This window comes from Paraburkholderia megapolitana, assembly GCF_007556815.1.
Classification (GTDB): Bacteria; Pseudomonadota; Gammaproteobacteria; order Burkholderiales; family Burkholderiaceae; genus Paraburkholderia; species Paraburkholderia megapolitana.
Window position 1 is genome coordinate 2,205,001 of the sequence record NZ_CP041743.1, and the last position, 16,929, is coordinate 2,221,929.

At 60.4% G+C, this 16,929-nt stretch carries 13 protein-coding genes and 2 rRNA genes; 6 read left to right on the plus strand and 9 right to left on the minus strand.

Annotated elements, in window-relative coordinates; all coding sequences use genetic code 11:
* The first annotated feature begins 201 nt into the window (after positions 1-201).
* Both FNZ07_RS09340 and rrf read left to right on the plus strand, forming a co-directional pair.
* A 23S ribosomal RNA gene (locus tag FNZ07_RS09340) occupies positions 202-3,079 on the plus strand.
* A gap of 194 nt (positions 3,080-3,273) precedes the next feature.
* Positions 3,274-3,387: ribosomal RNA gene (gene rrf, locus FNZ07_RS09345) — 5S ribosomal RNA — on the plus strand.
* 93 nt (positions 3,388-3,480) lie between these two features.
* Here rrf and FNZ07_RS09350 read toward each other — a convergent pair.
* From FNZ07_RS09350 to FNZ07_RS09385, 8 genes are all read right to left on the minus strand, one after another.
* The gene (locus FNZ07_RS09350; protein ID WP_249040652.1) at positions 3,481-4,128 is read right to left on the minus strand and encodes a hypothetical protein; all 648 of its coding nucleotides are present in this window, start codon (positions 4,126-4,128) and stop codon (positions 3,481-3,483) included.
* Entirely contained in the window at positions 4,125-5,519 is a 1,395-nt protein-coding gene (locus tag FNZ07_RS09355; RefSeq protein WP_091017647.1) for a selenium-binding family protein, read from the minus strand. Before FNZ07_RS09355 ends, FNZ07_RS09350 begins: the two co-directional genes overlap by 4 nt.
* A 402-nt stretch (positions 5,520-5,921) precedes the next feature.
* Positions 5,922-6,176, minus strand: a complete 255-nt coding sequence (locus FNZ07_RS09360; RefSeq protein WP_091017649.1) for a GlsB/YeaQ/YmgE family stress response membrane protein — start codon at positions 6,174-6,176, stop codon at positions 5,922-5,924.
* 205 nt (positions 6,177-6,381) lie between these two features.
* Positions 6,382-7,089, minus strand: coding sequence for an MgtC/SapB family protein (locus FNZ07_RS09365; RefSeq protein ID WP_091018187.1), 708 nt, complete (start codon positions 7,087-7,089; stop codon positions 6,382-6,384).
* Between the two features lie 356 nt (positions 7,090-7,445).
* Positions 7,446-9,869 carry a glycoside hydrolase family 31 protein gene (locus tag FNZ07_RS09370; RefSeq protein ID WP_091017652.1) on the minus strand — a complete coding sequence of 808 codons (2,424 nt, stop codon included), beginning with the start codon at positions 9,867-9,869 and terminating at the stop codon, positions 7,446-7,448.
* Positions 9,870-9,930: 61 nt separating this feature from the next.
* A complete protein-coding gene (locus FNZ07_RS09375; protein WP_091017654.1) occupies positions 9,931-11,196 on the minus strand; it encodes an MFS transporter in 1,266 nt (421 codons plus the stop codon).
* A gap of 181 nt (positions 11,197-11,377) precedes the next feature.
* Positions 11,378-12,481 carry a diguanylate cyclase gene (locus FNZ07_RS09380; RefSeq protein ID WP_091017656.1) on the minus strand — a complete coding sequence of 368 codons (1,104 nt, stop codon included), beginning with the start codon at positions 12,479-12,481 and terminating at the stop codon, positions 11,378-11,380.
* Between the two features lie 204 nt (positions 12,482-12,685).
* Positions 12,686-13,651 carry a GlxA family transcriptional regulator gene (locus FNZ07_RS09385; RefSeq protein WP_091017658.1) on the minus strand — a complete coding sequence of 322 codons (966 nt, stop codon included), beginning with the start codon at positions 13,649-13,651 and terminating at the stop codon, positions 12,686-12,688.
* Between the two features lie 149 nt (positions 13,652-13,800).
* Between FNZ07_RS09385 and FNZ07_RS09390 the strand changes: the two genes are divergently transcribed.
* Together FNZ07_RS09390 and FNZ07_RS09395 are read left to right on the plus strand one after the other, a co-directional pair.
* Positions 13,801-14,007 (plus strand): hypothetical protein, encoded by a 207-nt coding sequence (locus FNZ07_RS09390; protein WP_143098149.1) that lies wholly within the window; start codon positions 13,801-13,803, stop codon positions 14,005-14,007.
* Positions 14,008-14,069: 62 nt separating this feature from the next.
* Positions 14,070-14,711, plus strand: a complete 642-nt coding sequence (locus FNZ07_RS09395; RefSeq protein WP_091017663.1) for an HD domain-containing protein — start codon at positions 14,070-14,072, stop codon at positions 14,709-14,711.
* A 36-nt stretch (positions 14,712-14,747) separates the two neighbouring features.
* On the opposite strand, the gene FNZ07_RS09400 is transcribed toward FNZ07_RS09395, so the two are convergent.
* Positions 14,748-15,920, minus strand: coding sequence for a metallophosphoesterase (locus tag FNZ07_RS09400; protein WP_091017666.1), 1,173 nt, complete (start codon positions 15,918-15,920; stop codon positions 14,748-14,750).
* On the opposite strand from FNZ07_RS09400, the gene FNZ07_RS09405 reads away from it, so the two are divergent.
* Both FNZ07_RS09405 and FNZ07_RS09410 read left to right on the plus strand, forming a co-directional pair.
* Positions 15,895-16,122 carry a hypothetical protein gene (locus FNZ07_RS09405; RefSeq protein ID WP_143098150.1) on the plus strand — a complete coding sequence of 76 codons (228 nt, stop codon included), beginning with the start codon at positions 15,895-15,897 and terminating at the stop codon, positions 16,120-16,122. The genes FNZ07_RS09400 and FNZ07_RS09405 overlap by 26 nt on opposite strands.
* Before the next feature lie 149 nt (positions 16,123-16,271).
* Entirely contained in the window at positions 16,272-16,874 is a 603-nt protein-coding gene (locus tag FNZ07_RS09410) for an alpha-ketoglutarate-dependent dioxygenase AlkB family protein (protein WP_091018189.1), read from the plus strand.
* Positions 16,875-16,929 lie beyond the last annotated feature (55 nt).

The window sequence follows — 16,929 nt, forward strand, 5'->3', positions numbered from 1 at the left end:
CGGCTGTCGTTCTTTAACAATCAGGAAGAAGTAGTAAAGAGATTCACCGAAAGCACACTTAGAGATGGGTGTGTGGGTAGGTGGATCAGGGTTGTGATTGTATCAAGTATGAAAAGGTGATCGAGAGATCGCTTTGGAATACGGCACAACGCTAAAACTCAACCTGTAGCGGATGTTTCGAGAGAGACACACCCGTTATAGGGTCAAGCGAACAAGTGCATGTGGTGGATGCCTTGGCGATCACAGGCGATGAAGGACGCGGTAGCCTGCGAAAAGCTCCGGGGAGCTGGCAAACAAGCTTTGATCCGGAGATGTCCGAATGGGGAAACCCACTCCTAATGGAGTATCCGTAGCTGAATACATAGGCTACGTGAAGCGAACGCGGTGAACTGAAACATCTAAGTAACCGCAGGAAAAGAAATCAACCGAGATTCCCAGAGTAGTGGCGAGCGAAATGGGATCAGCCTGTACTCTTTATCTTCGTTGTTAGCTGAACGCTCTGGAAAGTGCGGCCATAGCAGGTGATAGCCCTGTAAGCGAAAACAGTGAGGAAGAACTAGGTGTACGACAAGTAGGGCGGGACACGTGAAATCCTGTCTGAAGATGGGGGACCATCCTCCAAGGCTAAATACTCGTGATCGACCGATAGTGAACCAGTACCGTGAGGGAAAGGCGAAAAGAACCCCGGGAGGGGAGTGAAATAGATCCTGAAACCGCATGCATACAAACAGTCGGAGCCTCGCAAGGGGTGACGGCGTACCTTTTGTATAATGGGTCAGCGACTTACATTCAGTGGCAAGCTTAACCGATTAGGGCAGGCGTAGCGAAAGCGAGTCCGAACAGGGCGATTCAGTCGCTGGGTGTAGACCCGAAACCAGGTGATCTATCCATGGCCAGGATGAAGGTGCGGTAACACGTACTGGAGGTCCGAACCCACTAACGTTGAAAAGTTAGGGGATGAGCTGTGGATAGGGGTGAAAGGCTAAACAAACCTGGAAATAGCTGGTTCTCTCCGAAAACTATTTAGGTAGTGCCTCGTGTATCACCTTCGGGGTAGAGCACTGTCATGGTTGAAGGGTCCATTGCGGATTACTTCGCCATAGCAAACTCCGAATACCGAAGAGTGCAATCACGGGAGACAGACATCGGGTGCTAACGTCCGGTGTCAAGAGGGAAACAACCCAGACCGCCAGCTAAGGTCCCGAAATATGACTAAGTGGGAAACGAAGTGGGAAGGCTAAAACAGTCAGGAGGTTGGCTTAGAAGCAGCCATCCTTTAAAGAAAGCGTAATAGCTCACTGATCGAGTCGTCCTGCGCGGAAGATGTAACGGGGCTAAGTCATATACCGAAGCTGCGGATGCACATTTATGTGCATGGTAGGAGAGCGTTCCGTAAGCCTGCGAAGGTGCATTGAAAAGTGCGCTGGAGGTATCGGAAGTGCGAATGCTGACATGAGTAGCGATAAAGGGGGTGAAAGGCCCCTCGCCGTAAGCCCAAGGTTTCCTACGCAACGTTCATCGGCGTAGGGTGAGTCGGCCCCTAAGGTGAGGCAGAAATGCGTAGCTGATGGGAAGCAGGTCAATATTCCTGCACCGACGTGAAATGCGATGGGGGGACGGATCGCGGAAGGTTGTCCGGGTGTTGGAAGTCCCGGTCGCTGCATTGGAGAAGGCACTTTGGCAAATCCGGGTGCGCAATTCAAGGGTGTGGCGCGAGCTCCTTCGGGAGCGAAGCAACTGGAAGGGGTTCCAGGAAAAGCCTCTAAGCTTCAGTTTCACGTTGACCGTACCGCAAACCGACACAGGTGGGCGAGATGAGTATTCTAAGGCGCTTGAGAGAACTCGGGAGAAGGAACTCGGCAAATTGGTACCGTAACTTCGGGATAAGGTACGCCCCTGTAGCTTGACTGGCCTGCGCCAGGAGGGTGAAGGGGTTGCAATAAACTGGTGGCTGCGACTGTTTAATAAAAACACAGCACTCTGCAAACACGAAAGTGGACGTATAGGGTGTGACGCCTGCCCGGTGCCGGAAGATTAAATGATGGGGTGCAAGCTCTTGATTGAAGTCCCGGTAAACGGCGGCCGTAACTATAACGGTCCTAAGGTAGCGAAATTCCTTGTCGGGTAAGTTCCGACCTGCACGAATGGCGTAACGATGGCCACACTGTCTCCTCCCGAGACTCAGCGAAGTTGAAGTGTTTGTGATGATGCAATCTCCCCGCGGCTAGACGGAAAGACCCCATGAACCTTTACTGCAGCTTTGCATTGGACTTTGAACCGGTCTGTGTAGGATAGGTGGGAGGCTTTGAAGCGTGGACGCCAGTCTGCGTGGAGCCGTCCTTGAAATACCACCCTGGTTTGTTTGAGGTTCTAACCTTGGCCCGTTATCCGGGTCGGGGACAGTGCATGGCAGGCAGTTTGACTGGGGCGGTCTCCTCCCAAAGTGTAACGGAGGAGTACGAAGGTACGCTAGGTACGGTCGGAAATCGTGCTGATAGTGCAATGGCATAAGCGTGCTTAACTGCGAGACCGACAAGTCGAGCAGGTGCGAAAGCAGGTCATAGTGATCCGGTGGTTCTGTATGGAAGGGCCATCGCTCAACGGATAAAAGGTACTCTGGGGATAACAGGCTGATACCGCCCAAGAGTTCATATCGACGGCGGTGTTTGGCACCTCGATGTCGGCTCATCTCATCCTGGGGCTGTAGCCGGTCCCAAGGGTATGGCTGTTCGCCATTTAAAGAGGTACGTGAGCTGGGTTTAAAACGTCGTGAGACAGTTTGGTCCCTATCTGCCGTGGGCGCTGGATATTTGAAGGGGGCTGCTCCTAGTACGAGAGGACCGGAGTGGACGAACCTCTGGTGTACCGGTTGTCACGCCAGTGGCATCGCCGGGTAGCTATGTTCGGAAGAGATAACCGCTGAAAGCATCTAAGCGGGAAACTCGCCTTAAGATGAGATATCCCCGGGGCTTCGAGCCCCTTGAAGGGTCGTTCAAGACCAGGACGTTGATAGGTCAGGTGTGGAAGCGCAGTAATGCGTTAAGCTAACTGATACTAATTGCCCGTAAGGCTTGATCCTATAACAGGTGTGTTTTACGTCATGAGTTAGTGCTTCAGCACTTACTCAGGACCACCCCCGAACGGGGGCAAGACACCACCGGTTGAGATCAGTGTTGTGCACGATACGCACAACCCCAAACGAGAGGCTTCCTCTCAACTACTTCTTCCAGATTGGCTGTAGCGCCCTCAAAGGCGACACAGCAACAAGTCATGCCTGATGACCATAGCGTGTCGGTACCACCCCTTCCCATCCCGAACAGGACCGTGAAACGACTCCACGCCGATGATAGTGCGGATTGCCCGTGTGAAAGTAGGTAATCGTCAGGCTCCTCATGCTGCAAGACAAGACCCCGCCCTCAACCAGCGGGGTCTTGGCGTTTACCGCAGCGGATATCACAGGCCTCACCGTAAGCGCCTCCGCTACGCACCCAGTTGCAATACCCCGCACAGCGCAAGCGTACCCGTCCAGAGCAAATCGAAGTTCACCCACTTCGTTCTGAGACCGCCCAATCCCCACCAGTCGAATACAGCTAGCGATATCGCCGCAATCGTCGCGAGCATGGCTGCGCTGTGCAGCAGGAGTGCGGTGAAAGCGAGCATCGCAATAGATGGCGTACCCGTGCCCACGGCCGCCAACGCATTGCAGGTCGGCATCAATACCGGTATCAACATCAGCCCTGCACCGTGCGATCCCGACATGGCAAAAGACCAGGCAGCGAGCCCGACAAACCCTGTTTGCATGCCGACGCGCGAGTGCATCTTGTGCCCTCGCACCCAATGCCAGATGGCCCAGCCGATCAACAGCGCGCCACACACGCGGTTGAGCGTCGTATGACCGATGGCAGCGCTTAACGAGAGCCCGGCCGCAAGCATCAGACCTGCAGCAAGCGCATGTCCCAGCGCAATCGGCACGAGCGCCAGCAGCACCACACGCCGGCTTTTTCGATAGAGACCTAACGCCACGGCGAACAACCAGCCCATCGCCGGGTTGATGCCGTGGAACACGCCGAGCCCGACGATCGTGGCCCACATCCAGGCGGGATGCGTCGTTGGGCTCCAGGGTGTCATGGATAGCAATACGAGTCCGACGAACAGTCGCCACCTTCAAGTCTGATCTGATGCGGACGATGCCCGGCAGGCCACTCGAGAAAGAACTTCGGATCGAACGCAATGCCTCCGTTCGCGGCGACGTCGAGCTTCACCATCCAGCCGTCGATACCATCGGGATAGAACTGTGAGTCGACAGCACCGTACAGCGAGTTCGTGAAGTAGACGCGTTTGCCGTCGCGACTCACCTCGACCATTTGCGGACCGCCATTGAGTGCACCGTTCGACGCGCCAGGATGCGACGCGCGCGACACGATGCCGCCAATCCGCACCTTGCCCACGAGCTTCGGCGCGAACGGATCGGAGACGTCGTATTGCAGAAGATCGCCGGTTCCCCAGCAAGACACATACAGAAAGCGATCGTCCATCGACAGATCGATATCGGACACGAGCGGTGGTACCGCGCCAAACGACTTCAGCATCGGAGGCAGGAGTTCAGCGGCGGCCGGTTCGGCAGGGATATCGATGATCTTGCGCACGCCCCATGCGTTTCCATCGCGGTACCACACCCAGATCGACGACGAGAGATCCTTCAGGCTGATCACGCAATTGACGAAACCATATGCCTTGGTCGGATCGTGAGCCGGCCGCAGTTCGAATACCAGCTGATACTCCGGCCCGAAGTCGATTTCCTGCAGGTGCTTACGCCGGGTAAGGTCCCAGAAATGCAGTCGGTGTCCATACTTCCCACCGAGCAGTATCTCTGGAACCAGACCGTTCTCGAACGTATCGGGCGTTCCCCATTCGCTCGTGACCAGTGTGTCGTAGCCGAGATGCCACCAGCCGTCGTAGGCGAGCTGCTGTGGACCGCGTTCGACTTCCCAGCGACCGAGTGGCTCGAAGCTATCTGGATCGAGCAGAAAGATACCGCCAGGCGCACCGCCCTCCGCGTTACCGAGCGCAGTCACATAGATACCTCCCGGCCCGCAGTGCACCGTATGCGGACGGGAATAGCCGGTCCGTTTCGCGATCGTTTCCGGTTCGATGATTTTGGCAATCGAGGGCTTCAGCGGATCGGGTTTCGTATCGAGGATATAGATACGCGACGAGCGGAGCCCAGGTACAACCAGATAGCGCCGCTCGGTATGCGGATGAGGCGCATTCGGACAAAGACACGATGAGCACGCGTTCCATCCAAAGTGATGCAGCTCGTCGCCGACGTTCGGCATCGCGAGGTTGCTCACGATCGTCGCGTAACGCGATGAGGTCGGGTCGACGTCGACGACTGCTATGCCGTCGGGTTGCTTGCGCTCGGGATCGAACGCGGCGACGTAGGCGAACTTTTCCGGCGGTGCCTGCGCAGCGAGGCGCGGCGAAGGATAGAAGCTTGGGTCCGGTTTCCAGATGCCCATAATGTTCCTCCGTATCTAGACAGCAGAGTCAGACAGGACAGCAACATCATGAACTCTAGCTGCTTCGGCCGCTGCTCAAAGCTCGATATCGAATAAGCAAATGAGTTCGCGGCATGTGCGTTGCGTCCGGCAATGCACGAGCAGCACATCGTCATACGCAGACCGCGCATTGAACGAATGGAGAAATGCGAGAGGGGGAAGAGAAGAAGAAAGAACAGCTTGCACAACGTGCGGCACGACGCGGCGCACGCAGTTCGATCGAACCGTCCCGATGCTACAGATTGCTACGTGAGTAGCCGGGCGGTGCGTGATGAAGCGATCAAAAAAACGATCAAAGCAAACTGAAACGACGCGTCGATCGCAAAAGCGTCAGGCAGCGGCTGCTGCCTGACGCCGGAAACACTACGCTCCTCGTCGGAAGAGCCGGATGATGAACAGCAGAATAACCGCGCCGATTACCGCAGTGATGATCGAACCGATCCAGCCACCGCCGAGCGTAATACCCAGTACGCCGGCCAGCCACCCGCCGATGAACGCACCGACGATGCCGACGATGATGTCGACGATCAATCCGAAGCCGCCGCCTTTAACCAGCACACCTGCTAGCCAGCCAGCGATCGCACCGATGATGAGCCATGCAATGATGCCGTGTTCCATAATCGAGACTCCATGGTTGAACGTGAGGGGTTCACCGAACGGAGCTTAGTCGATGGCGACGGCGCCGTCCATCTCTGAGGATACTGAATTAACAATATCTGAAGCAACCGGTAGCGTATTGCAACCTGGCGTGAGGTATCCGCGAGGTAGCGCGAGCCGGGAAAGGCCCCATGCAAAGGGCATCTGGCGATGCAGCATTACGGCGTCATTCCGGCGTCGGCTCCGCTTCCTGAGCGATCCAGCTCACGCTCGACACACTCTTTTCCATGCTGATCCGGCTGGCCATCCACTCGAGCTTCGGCTGGTCTTTCGGATGCAGTTTGAGCGTTGCCGTGACGAGAATGCGTCCTGGTTGATCGGCGACATCCTCGCTCGTCAGGCTCTGGAACGAGAGCGGCGTCGACGACATCGCGTTGGACAGGGCCGTGCGGATATGGATTTCGTCTTCATCGCGGCACACGACGCTCAACACGTACGCCCGGATAAGGTCGGCGTTTGAAACGGGCGTCGCGTTGATCAACTGGCTGACTTCGCGCAGCACGGTGTTCGTCAGCAGTACGACGCAGGTGCCGGCAATCGCGGGACCGAAGTGACCGCTGCCGCTTAGCACACCGACTGCTGCAGAGCACCACAACGTGGCCGCCGTATTGATGCCCTGGACGGAGCCCTTCTCGCGCATGATCACGCCGCCGCCGAGAAAACCGACCCCCGAGACGACATACGCAGCGATCTGCGTGACGCCGGCGGTACCGTTGCCGGTGAGTACGCCAAGCGTAACGAACAGGCACGCGCCGCTTGCGACCAGTGTGATCGTGCGCAGGCCGGCCGTGCGCTGGCGCATCTGCCGTTCGATGCCGATTGCGACACCGCAGGCAAACGCGACGAAAAGCCGTAGAAGGAATTCAAGCGTCATGAGATGAAAGACAAAAACGTGCAGACGTACAGGTTGATCGATACGCATGACAGGCGCGCGAAACGGGCATGCGATGCCGATGCGCAACATGCAATGCATGGCGGTAACGCGCGACGTGCGTGGAAACGGTATGACGCGCGCCGCTTGCCCGGATGGCAAGACGGCGGCAGGAGGAAATCGGGCGCGGGGTCTTGCCGGTCAGGCGAGCGGGAAAGTCGGGATTCGGCTACTGCTACTGTCCAAGATACAGGTTCCTGTTCGACGGATGGCCGGATTTTAGGCGGGGCGTTCGCGCGAAGTCAACCGCTGTGAGGCGATGGTGTGCCATTGCGCGGTACTGGCCGAAGCGCGCGCATTCAACCGGCATGGGCGGCGAGATCGAGTGTCAAGCGCGTCCATCCGGCCTCGCGCGCTGCCGTGGCGATCGTGCCATTAGCCGCGATCACACGACGCGTGTCCGCCTCAGGGATGAAGAGATCGATCGAAGCGAACGGCGGGCGTCCGTGTCCCGCCCATTCAACCGATATCGAAAGCGTCGTGGTATCGCATGCGACGCGCAGCTTCACGCTTCCACGCTCGCCGGCGCGCCAGGCTTCCGATATGCCGTCGTCTTCGACACAGATGCCTTCGACGACACCGCTACCCACACACGGCGCAACGACGAACGCGCGCCGCTCGGCCGGCTGGGCGAAATGCTGCGTTGCGACGTTCAGCGGGATGGCCGTTCCTTCACGAATCAACATGACAGGCTGATCCCACGGCGCAGGGAAGCTTACGGTTTGCCCACCGGCGAACGTCTCGCCGCTCCAGTAAGACACCCAGTGCGTACCGGCAGGCAACCACACCTGTCGATGCGTCTGCCCGGATTCGACCACCGGCGCCACGAGCAACGCGCTACCGAGCATCATGTCGTCGCCGTCTTCGTAGCATCGAGGATCGTGCGGGAATTCAGCGAACATCGGACGCAGCACCGGTTCGTAGCGCTGCGTCGATTCCCACAACAGATGATAGAGATACGGCATCAACCGGTAGCGCAGCTTGATCAGATCCGACACGTGCGTGGTCGCTTCGCGATGCATCCACGGTTCGTTGACGGTGCCGTCGTCGTTCCACGAATGAATGCTGAAGCGCGGCATGAAGATGCCGAACTGTATCCAGCGCACGAACAGTTCCGCGTCCGGCGCCGGACCCGAAAATCCGCCGATGTCGTGGCCCGTGTTCGACACGCCCGACATGGCAAGTCCCAGTCCCATCTTGAGGTTGTAGCGCAGCGTTTCCCACGACGTATAGTTATCGCCCGACCAGGTCTGCACATAGCGATGCATGCCGACACCGCCGGAGCGCGACACGAGAAAGGGTCGCTGGCCCGGCGCATACGCGCGCTGCGCGTCGCGTGAGGCGCGCATCATCAGCATTGTTTGCAGCACTTTCGCTTCGCGTGCCGGGTATGGCTTGCCGAAGCCGTGTGCGAGCGCATCGTCGGTCCAGATTTCGAATTCATTGTTGTCGTTCCAGGTCGCCGCGATACCGTGACGCAGCAGCGCATCGGTGACGTGCGCCTGCCACCATGCGAGCGTGTCCGGATTTGTGAAGTCGAGGTACGCACCGACCTCGTCCCAGAACTGCACCCAGGCCGGTGCGCCATCGCGTGCGCGGATCAGCAGGCCGTCGCGCGCTGCCTGCTCGAACTCGGGATGATCGCGCAGCAGGCACGGCTTGATGTTCGCGCAAAGCCGCACGCCCTCTGCGAGATACCGCTGCACGAAACCGTCGGTGTCCGGAAACTTGTCGCGGTTCCAGTGGAACACATAGCGCTTCGCGCCGATCGACGTATAGCCCGACGACAGATGAAACGAGTCGCACAGCACATCGTATTCGCGACAGCGCTCGAGGAATTCGCCCATCTGCTGCTGCGCGTCGGGTGCGTCGGTATAGCTCATCGTCGAGCCGGAATAACCGAGACCCCACTTCGGCATCAGCGCGGGGCGTCCGGTAAGCCACGTAAAGCGACGCACGGCTGCAAGCGGTGTGGCCGGCGATGCGATGAAGTAATAGTCGAGGTCGCCGTGTTCGGCGATGAAGTGTCGATAGTGGCCGTGATAGTTGTCGAGTTCGCGACCCATGTCGAATGAACAATCGGCGAGCGTGTCGTAGAAGAGACCGAAGCCGAGCGAAGTCTCGCGCTGCCACGTCAGATAGAACGGGATGTGCTTGTAGAGCGGATCGGTAGTGCGGGCGCTGTAGCCCATCGCATCGATGTTGGCCATCCGGTACTGGCCGCCTGCGCGATCGAGCGAGCCGGCGCGCTCGCCGAGTCCCACATACATCTCGCCAGGCTCGCGCCGCAGGTAGTGATAGACGCGCTCGTCCCACCAGCCGAAGTTGTAGGCCTGGGTCGCGCGATCCTGCAGAACGCGTCGCCATTCGCTGTCGTCGCGCAGCTCCCATGCGCAGTAGCCGCCGTGCAGTGTGACCGTGAGGCGGATCTGCGCGGTTTCGATCTGTACGCTGTCGCTTCCAGCGACAACCTCAAAAGCGGGCAGTGCGAAACCCGACAGATCGAGCCGGTCGCGACCTTCCACGGGCACGTCGTCGAGCCCGGGGGCGATCGCCCAGGTACGCGGACCATGCGCGTTGCCGTCGGGCAAAACGCGTACGCGGACGATATCGTCCTCGAGTACGAATACATCGATGGTCGGGCCGGCCGCGCTCGCGAAATGCAGCGCGTTACCGTCGGTGCGGGTCAGGGCGAATACGGGAGGGTGGAGCAGCGACGTCATCAGACAGGTTCCTTGAACGAATCTTGTGTAGCTATGAAGCGGATGCACATCGTCGGCATCATCAAGCAGCGTGCGCGCGTTCCTGCTTCGTCTGGCCGCGGATCAGCAGCACCAGCAGCGTGGCGCCGATCAGATCGAACGCACCGAGACAGGCAAACAGCGGCCCGTAACCGACGGTGTCGGCAAGCGCGCCGACGACCAGCGAAAAACCAAGCCCACCGATCCACGCCGCCATGCCGGCAAAACCGCTTGCAGTGGCAACTTCGTCGGGATCGAAGACATCGGCGCTGAGCGTGTTGACGAGCGCGGAGATCATCTGGTGCGCGAAGCCGCCTACGCAGAAGAGTGCAATGGCCGCATACGGCGACGCGACGAGCCCGATGCAGGCCGGCCCGATCATCATGAACGCGCCGAGTATCACGCCGGCCACGCGCGACCAGATAAGCGGAATACGGCAGTAGCGCATCAGGAATGGCGACAGATAACCGCCGAGAATCCCGCCCAGATCGGCCGCGAGAAACGGCAGCCACGCAAACAGCGCGATCTGCTTGAGATCCATGTGACGCTCGGTCACGAGATACAGCGGAATCCAGAAGCTGAACGTTTGCCAGGCGGGTTCAGCGAAGAAGCGCGGTAGCGCGATGGCCCAGAACCGGCGCGAACGGAGGATGTCGCGCACCGGCCGTTTGCTTGCCGGCGGCGAATGCGTCTGGCCCTGCTGGATCAGCGTGCGTTCGCCGGTGCTGAGACGTGGATGGTCGGCCGGCGACCGGTAGACCGCATACCAGAGCGCGGCCCAGACGAAACCGAGCGCACCGGTCACGATAAACGCCGACTGCCATCCGTAACGCAGCGACAGGAACACGACGAGCGGCGGAGCGAGCAGGGCGCCAAGCGATGTGCCGGCATTGAAATACCCGACCGCAACCGACTTTTCGCGGTCCGGAAACCATTCGGCAACCGCCTTCATACCCGAGGGAATCGCAGCGGCTTCGAACAGCCCGAGCATGCCGCGCATCGCGCCGAGCGACATCCAGCCGGTCGCGAAGCCGTGCAGGACGCCAGTGGCCGACCAGAGCGCGGCGAACAGCGCGAAACCGAGCCGCAGCCCGATCAGATCGACGACGATGCCGCACACCGGCTGCATGATCGTATAGCCGACCTGGAACGCCCCGACGATGTACGAGTACTGCTGCGTGCTGAAATTCAATGCGTGTTTCAGTTCGGGCGCGAGCACGCCGAGCGAATTGCGTGCGAGGTAATTCATGATCGTGCCGATGCATATCAGCACGATGATCCACCAGCGCAGGCCTCTGACGGTCTTCAAATTCGTCTCCGTTGTGTCGCGCGTTTTCTTCGTTGCGACTGCTCGTTTTATGAGTCATCACATGACTCGACACCATTCAGGCACCAAAAGCGGGCTAAATCGGGTGTTTTAGCGTCATTATTTGTCAGACGACTGATCTCAATGAGCTTAACGCGCATCGTATGTTCGCAAACGAGCGGGGTCAACCCTTTTTGATGTTCGAATGAACACTGGGAGGGTCGACGGGCGTTCCCGACGCAGGCTCCAGTTCGCCCGCCACTGCGATCTGGTCGCGGCCGAGCACTTTCGCCCGATAAAGGCTGCGGTCCGCTTCGAGCAGCCACGCGTGATAGTCGGAGCCGTCCGGCGGACAGGGCGCGATGCCGATGCTGATCGTGAACGGCGACACGACGTGTTCCTGCTTCGTTTTCTCGCGGACCGCATGGAGCAACCGGGTCGCGATTGCGCGCGCCTCGGTCAGCGACGCATCGGGCAAGACGACGCCGAACTCTTCACCGCCGTAACGCCCGATGCTGTCGCTGTGCCTGAATTCGTCGCGCAGCATGTCCGCGAACGACTGCAACACCGTATCGCCGGCGAGATGGCCGCGCGAGTCGTTGATCTGCTTGAAGTGATCGAGATCGATCAGCAGCAGGCAGGACGTGAGGCGCTGCGTGTTGCAGCGCTCGAATTCCGCGGCGAGTCGCTCCTCCCAGTAGCGCCGGTTGAGCAGGCCCGTGAGTCCGTCGGTGCGACTCAGATGCTCGAGCGTTCGGGTCTGTGCGGCGAGCTTGCGCGACATCCGGTACACGGACCAGCCGAGCGCGAGCGGATACAGCACGAGAACCGGCAGGCAGGCTATGACGATGTGCATCTGCGATTGCGGCGCGAGGACGAAGCCGAGCGTCGCGATACCGATCGCCGCGCCCACCAGATTCGCGGCGACGCCACGCAGAAAGAGCCGCAATCCGCCGGACGCAATGTTGTTCATGCTCAGCATGCTGAGCATCAGCACGCCGGGCAGCAGGTTGAAGCGGATCGCGACGAGCCAGAATCCGCCGAACACGGCATCGACCATCAGATTGCGCTGTTCGCTGCGATACGGCACGGCGCCTGCCAGCGCGGCGTAGCGTGCGAGATGCGGCCAGACGAAGCCGTACAACAGCAGTAGTGCCCATAGCAGCGGGCCGTGATGCAGTTGCAGGAATACCGGGGCGATGGAAATGAAGCCGAGCGCGAGCCCCGCCGTGCGCAAGCGATAGATGCGCTGGACGAATCGTTTGCCCTTTTTCGCCGCGTATTCCATGTCTGACATCGATCAGGCGCACACGAGTGGATCGCCGCGTCGGCGAATCGTCGTTTGCTCGTGGGTTGTTTCAGCAGAGTGATGCGGACCGGGTGTAGCCGCTGTACCAGCGGTTACGCCAGATGAGCCTGGCAAGCCTGATAATCGGTGAGCCGGCGAACGATGGTATCAGTAACCGCGATCCGGCGAACGACCTGCGCCGCGCTATCCCGCGAGGCTGCGGAACCGTTCGCGGTATTGCATCGGCGTCGCGCCGATGCGCTTCATGAAGATCGCACGCATGCGGTCGGCGGTGCCGAAGCCGCAGTCGTAGGCGACGGCTTTCAACACGCCGTCGCTACTTTCCAGCAGCTTGCGCGCGGCGTCCATGCGGGCGCGTTCCACGAATTCGTGCGGCGTGACGCCGGTTTCCTCGACGAAGACGCGCGCGAAGTTGCGCGCGCTCATGCCGGCGACATCGGCAAGCTCCCGAACCGTAAAGCGCTCGCGGATGTGTTCCATCACGTGGCGCTGGACCTTCGCGACTGGCGAGGCGTCGTCGGTGGGGGCGGTCAGATACGGGCTGAACTGGGACTGGCCGCCTTGCCGCTGGGCGAACACCACGAGCCGTTTTGCCACCGCGAGCGCGAGCCGCGGCCCGTGATCTTCGGCGACCAGCGCCAGCGAAAGATCGATCCCGGCCGTCACACCCGCCGACGTTACCAACCGGTCATCGCGCAGATAGATCCGGTCGAAGTCGACCTGCGCGCGCGGAAACTGGTCGGCGAGCTGTCGCGCATGCTGCCAGTGCGTGGTGACGCGACGTCCATCGAGCAACCCCGCATGTCCGAGCGCGAACGCACCGGTGCAGACCGAGCCGTAGAGCGCGCTGCGCGCAGCCGCCTGCACGATCCACGCGGTCAGACGCGCATCGGGCTGCGCGACCGGTAACGCCGGTCCGCCCGCGACGAGCACGAGATCGAAACGCTGCGGCACTTCGTCGAAGGTGCTGTCGGCCACGATGGCAAGCCCGTTCGATGCGCGCAGCACGCCTCGTTCAGGACCGACGACCGTGACGGCGTAATGCTCGCCGGCAGGCAGAAAGCCATTGGCTTCGCTGAAAACATCGAGCGGACCGGCGACGTCGAGCGCCTGTACGCCGGGAAAGATCGCGATGGCTACGCTGCGCATTCGAGGGTCTCGTCAGAGGGCGGGGTAGGCAAAAAAGCGCTATCGGCAGTGTTTGCCGTGCGGTTGGCAGTGTTGCACGGTTCGCCGGCGTTGTCCGCAGGCGGGCGATTGCCAATACTGAACGCATCGCCCCTTCACGGATGAACGCCATGAAAAAGCATCTCAGGACAGGAATGCGCAGCGCGCTTGCGGCTGAGCGTCGGGTACATCGCGCGCGACGGTTGGTGCTCGCCGCATCGTCCGCCGATGCCGATCGCGCAAACGCCGCGCACGCGCGCCAGGAAGCGTTGCTCGACGAAGCACTCGCCGAGACGTTTCCGGCCAGCGATCCCATTTCGCCGAGTTATATCGGCTGATCGAATGCGCGTTGCGCGGCTACCGCCCGATGCGCGATCTTTTCCCTATCGAGGACACTCACATGGCAACGACCATTGCAGGCATCAAGATTCCGGACAGCATCATGGCGCGCGAAGCAACCGATCTCGTGCGCGACACGGAAACCGATTTGCTGTTTCATCATTCGCGACGCGTGTTTCTGTTCGGCGCATTGACCGGCGAGCGCAAGGCACTCAAGTACGATCCGGAGCTTCTGTACATCGGCGCGATGTTTCATGACATGGGACTCGTCGAGCCGTATAGCAGCAAGGACGAACGCTTCGAGGTGGACGGTGCGAATGCCGCGCGCGATTTTCTGCTGCGGCATGGCATCGCCGAAACGGACATCGAGCAGGTCTGGGACGCGATTGCGTTGCATACGACGCCGGGCATTCCGAAGCACAAGAAGCCGGTCGTCGCGCTGGTCACCGCGGGTGTCGAGATGGACGTGCTCGGTCTCGCGTATCACGACTTCACGCAGGAGCAGCGCGATCAGGTGACGCACGCCCATCCGCGCGGCGAGGGCTTCAAGGAAGGCATTATCGATGCCTTCGCTCAAGGGACGATACACAAGCCAGAGACGACCTTCGGCAACGTGAAGGCGGACGTTCTGGCGCTGAAGGACCCGCATTATCACCGCGGCAACTTCTGCTCGATCATTCTTGGCTCGGCGTGGAAGCAGTGATACTAGTAGCGCTCACGCCGCGCCCGTGCGTGGGCATCAACCCGGCACAGCCGGGATCAGCCGCAGGCGCGTGATTTCCGAGGGCGCGCCCAGACGCTTGGGCGGTCCCCAGTAGCCGGTGCCGCGGCTCGTGTAGACCCACAGTCCGTTCAGTCGTGCGAGCCCTGCGGTGAACGGCTGCTGGAAGCGCACGAAGAAATTCCACGGGAAGAACTGGCCGCCGTGCGTGTGGCCGGAGAGTTGCAGCGTGAAACCGGCATCGGCGGCGGCGTCCGCTGTGCGCGGCTGATGCGCGAGCAGCACCTTGATGCGCACGTCGGACGGTGCGCCCAACAACGCGCCGGCTGGATCGCTGCGATGCGCGGGGTCGAAATGTCCGGCCGAATAATCGGTCACGCCCGCGATCACGAGCTGCGCGTCGTTATGGTCGATGACTTCGTGCTCGTTCATCAGCACGCGCAGGCCAAGACGCTGAAACTCGGCGATCCATGCATCGGCACCCGCGTAGTACTCGTGATTGCCGGTGACCAGATACGCGCCGTGCCGCGCGGTGAGGCGCGACAACGGACGTGTGTGTTCGGTCAACTGCTCGACGCTGCCGTCGACGACATCGCCCGTCACCGCAATCAGATCCGGCTTCAGACGGTTCACCGCATCGACGATCGCATCGACATAGCGGCCTTTGATCGTCGGGCCGACATGGATGTCGCTGATCTGCACGATCGTGAAGCCGTCGAGTGCGTTCGGTAGATCGTCGATCGGCACGTCGATCGTGACGACGCGGGCGCGTCGGCGGGCATTGAAAAATCCCACTGCTGTAGACAGCAGGGCGAGCAACGGAACCGCGGCCGCGCTGTTCGTGCGCCAGTGTGCGAGCGCGATCGTGTGCGGCCAGATTGCGTCGACGGTTAGCAGCGAGGCGAGCAGCAGATCGCGCACGAACGTCAGCACCAGCAGCGACGAAAAGAAGCCCATCGGCATCAGACCGAGCCATGCCAGCCGGTCGCCGAGCTTGGGTCGCGTCACGGTAATGCTTCGCGCGAGCATGCCGAGCGGAATCAGCAGACACGACAGCACGAGATAGAGCGCGGCAAGCCAGTGCCAGGTGCCGCCGACCGGAAGATCCGGAATCAGGCGAAAACCGACATAGACGTGAAACAGGATGCCGATGAGGATCAAGCGGATGAAGAACTGCGAAAAGCGGCGCATAAGGGAGGCAGCAGACAAGAAGGGCGGCAGTGCACCGGTACAGCAGGGGCTGACCGGCGGTCCATTCTACCGGCACTTGCCGGCGGCCGCTGAACGCCCGGTGGGCGGGGTTCTGGCGGTGTTTGCGCCGTTTTTGATGAGCGCTACCGGGTCTGGGGCGCACGGCGCAGTAGTGTTCTACGTGGCGCAACTGATCGACTGACGCGCTTGCCGGGCCGCCGCAATCGAAGCGCAAGTTCGTGCGTCGTTGGGCGAACCTTCCGGCGCGATAATGTCGCGTGTGTTTTCCTTTGCTGATAGCCCACGCCGACGCGCGCATACGTGTGTGCCGACGACGATTACTTCATGCCGATGCTTGACCTGTTCGACGATTTGCCCACCCCCGATGTGGCCTGGTTGCCCGACTGGCTCACTGCCGATACCGCCGCGCAATTTCTTGCGCGCGTGGCCAGCGAAGTTGCGTGGAAGCAAGACACGATGGGCACGCCGGCGGGCCGCATACCGTTACCGCGCCTCACTGCCTGGCAGGGTGAACCGGATGCCGTCTACACGTACTCGGGTATTCGCAACGTGCCTGACCGCTGGACGCCGGCGGTCGCCGAACTGAAATCGGCTGCCGAAGCTGCCAGCGGTGCGCGCTTTAACAGCGTGCTCTTGAACCGATATCGTCAGGGCAACGACAGCATGGGCTGGCACGCGGACGCCGAGCCGGAACTGGGTGCGCAACCGGTGATCGCCTCGGTGAGTCTCGGGGTGGCGCGCCGTTTCGATCTGCGTCATAACGCAACCGGTGTCGTTCAGTCGTTTCAGTTGAAGGGCGGCAGTTTGCTGGTGATGCGCGGCAGGACGCAGGCGGAATGGCGGCATCGCGTGCCGAAGGAGCCGAATGTGCAGGGTGAGCGGATCAATCTGACGTTTCGCTGGGTCACGCCACGCAGTTTTCCGCAGCGCTAGTTAAATTTATAAAAAATATAAGAAATTTAATTAGTTTATGCGCATAACGATCTTG

What these genes read in the sequence shown, in the direction of transcription:
- FNZ07_RS09350 (WP_249040652.1), bottom strand. Translation starts at nt 4,128, where the DNA reads ATGACACCCTGGAGCCCAACGACGCATCCCGCCTGGATGTGGGCCACG.
- FNZ07_RS09355 (WP_091017647.1), bottom strand. Translation starts at nt 5,519, where the DNA reads ATGGGCATCTGGAAACCGGACCCAAGCTTCTATCCTTCGCCGCGCCTC.
- FNZ07_RS09360 (WP_091017649.1), bottom strand. Translation starts at nt 6,176, where the DNA reads ATGGAACACGGCATCATTGCATGGCTCATCATCGGTGCGATCGCTGGC.
- FNZ07_RS09365 (WP_091018187.1), bottom strand. Translation starts at nt 7,089, where the DNA reads ATGACGCTTGAATTCCTTCTACGGCTTTTCGTCGCGTTTGCCTGCGGT.
- FNZ07_RS09370 (WP_091017652.1), bottom strand. Translation starts at nt 9,869, where the DNA reads ATGACGTCGCTGCTCCACCCTCCCGTATTCGCCCTGACCCGCACCGAC.
- FNZ07_RS09380 (WP_091017656.1), bottom strand. Translation starts at nt 12,481, where the DNA reads ATGGAATACGCGGCGAAAAAGGGCAAACGATTCGTCCAGCGCATCTAT.
- FNZ07_RS09385 (WP_091017658.1), bottom strand. Translation starts at nt 13,651, where the DNA reads ATGCGCAGCGTAGCCATCGCGATCTTTCCCGGCGTACAGGCGCTCGAC.
- FNZ07_RS09390 (WP_143098149.1), top strand. Translation starts at nt 13,801, where the DNA reads ATGAAAAAGCATCTCAGGACAGGAATGCGCAGCGCGCTTGCGGCTGAG.
- FNZ07_RS09395 (WP_091017663.1), top strand. Translation starts at nt 14,070, where the DNA reads ATGGCAACGACCATTGCAGGCATCAAGATTCCGGACAGCATCATGGCG.
- FNZ07_RS09405 (WP_143098150.1), top strand. Translation starts at nt 15,895, where the DNA reads ATGAAGAACTGCGAAAAGCGGCGCATAAGGGAGGCAGCAGACAAGAAG.
- FNZ07_RS09400 (WP_091017666.1), bottom strand. Translation starts at nt 15,920, where the DNA reads ATGCGCCGCTTTTCGCAGTTCTTCATCCGCTTGATCCTCATCGGCATC.
- FNZ07_RS09410 (WP_091018189.1), top strand. Translation starts at nt 16,272, where the DNA reads ATGCTTGACCTGTTCGACGATTTGCCCACCCCCGATGTGGCCTGGTTG.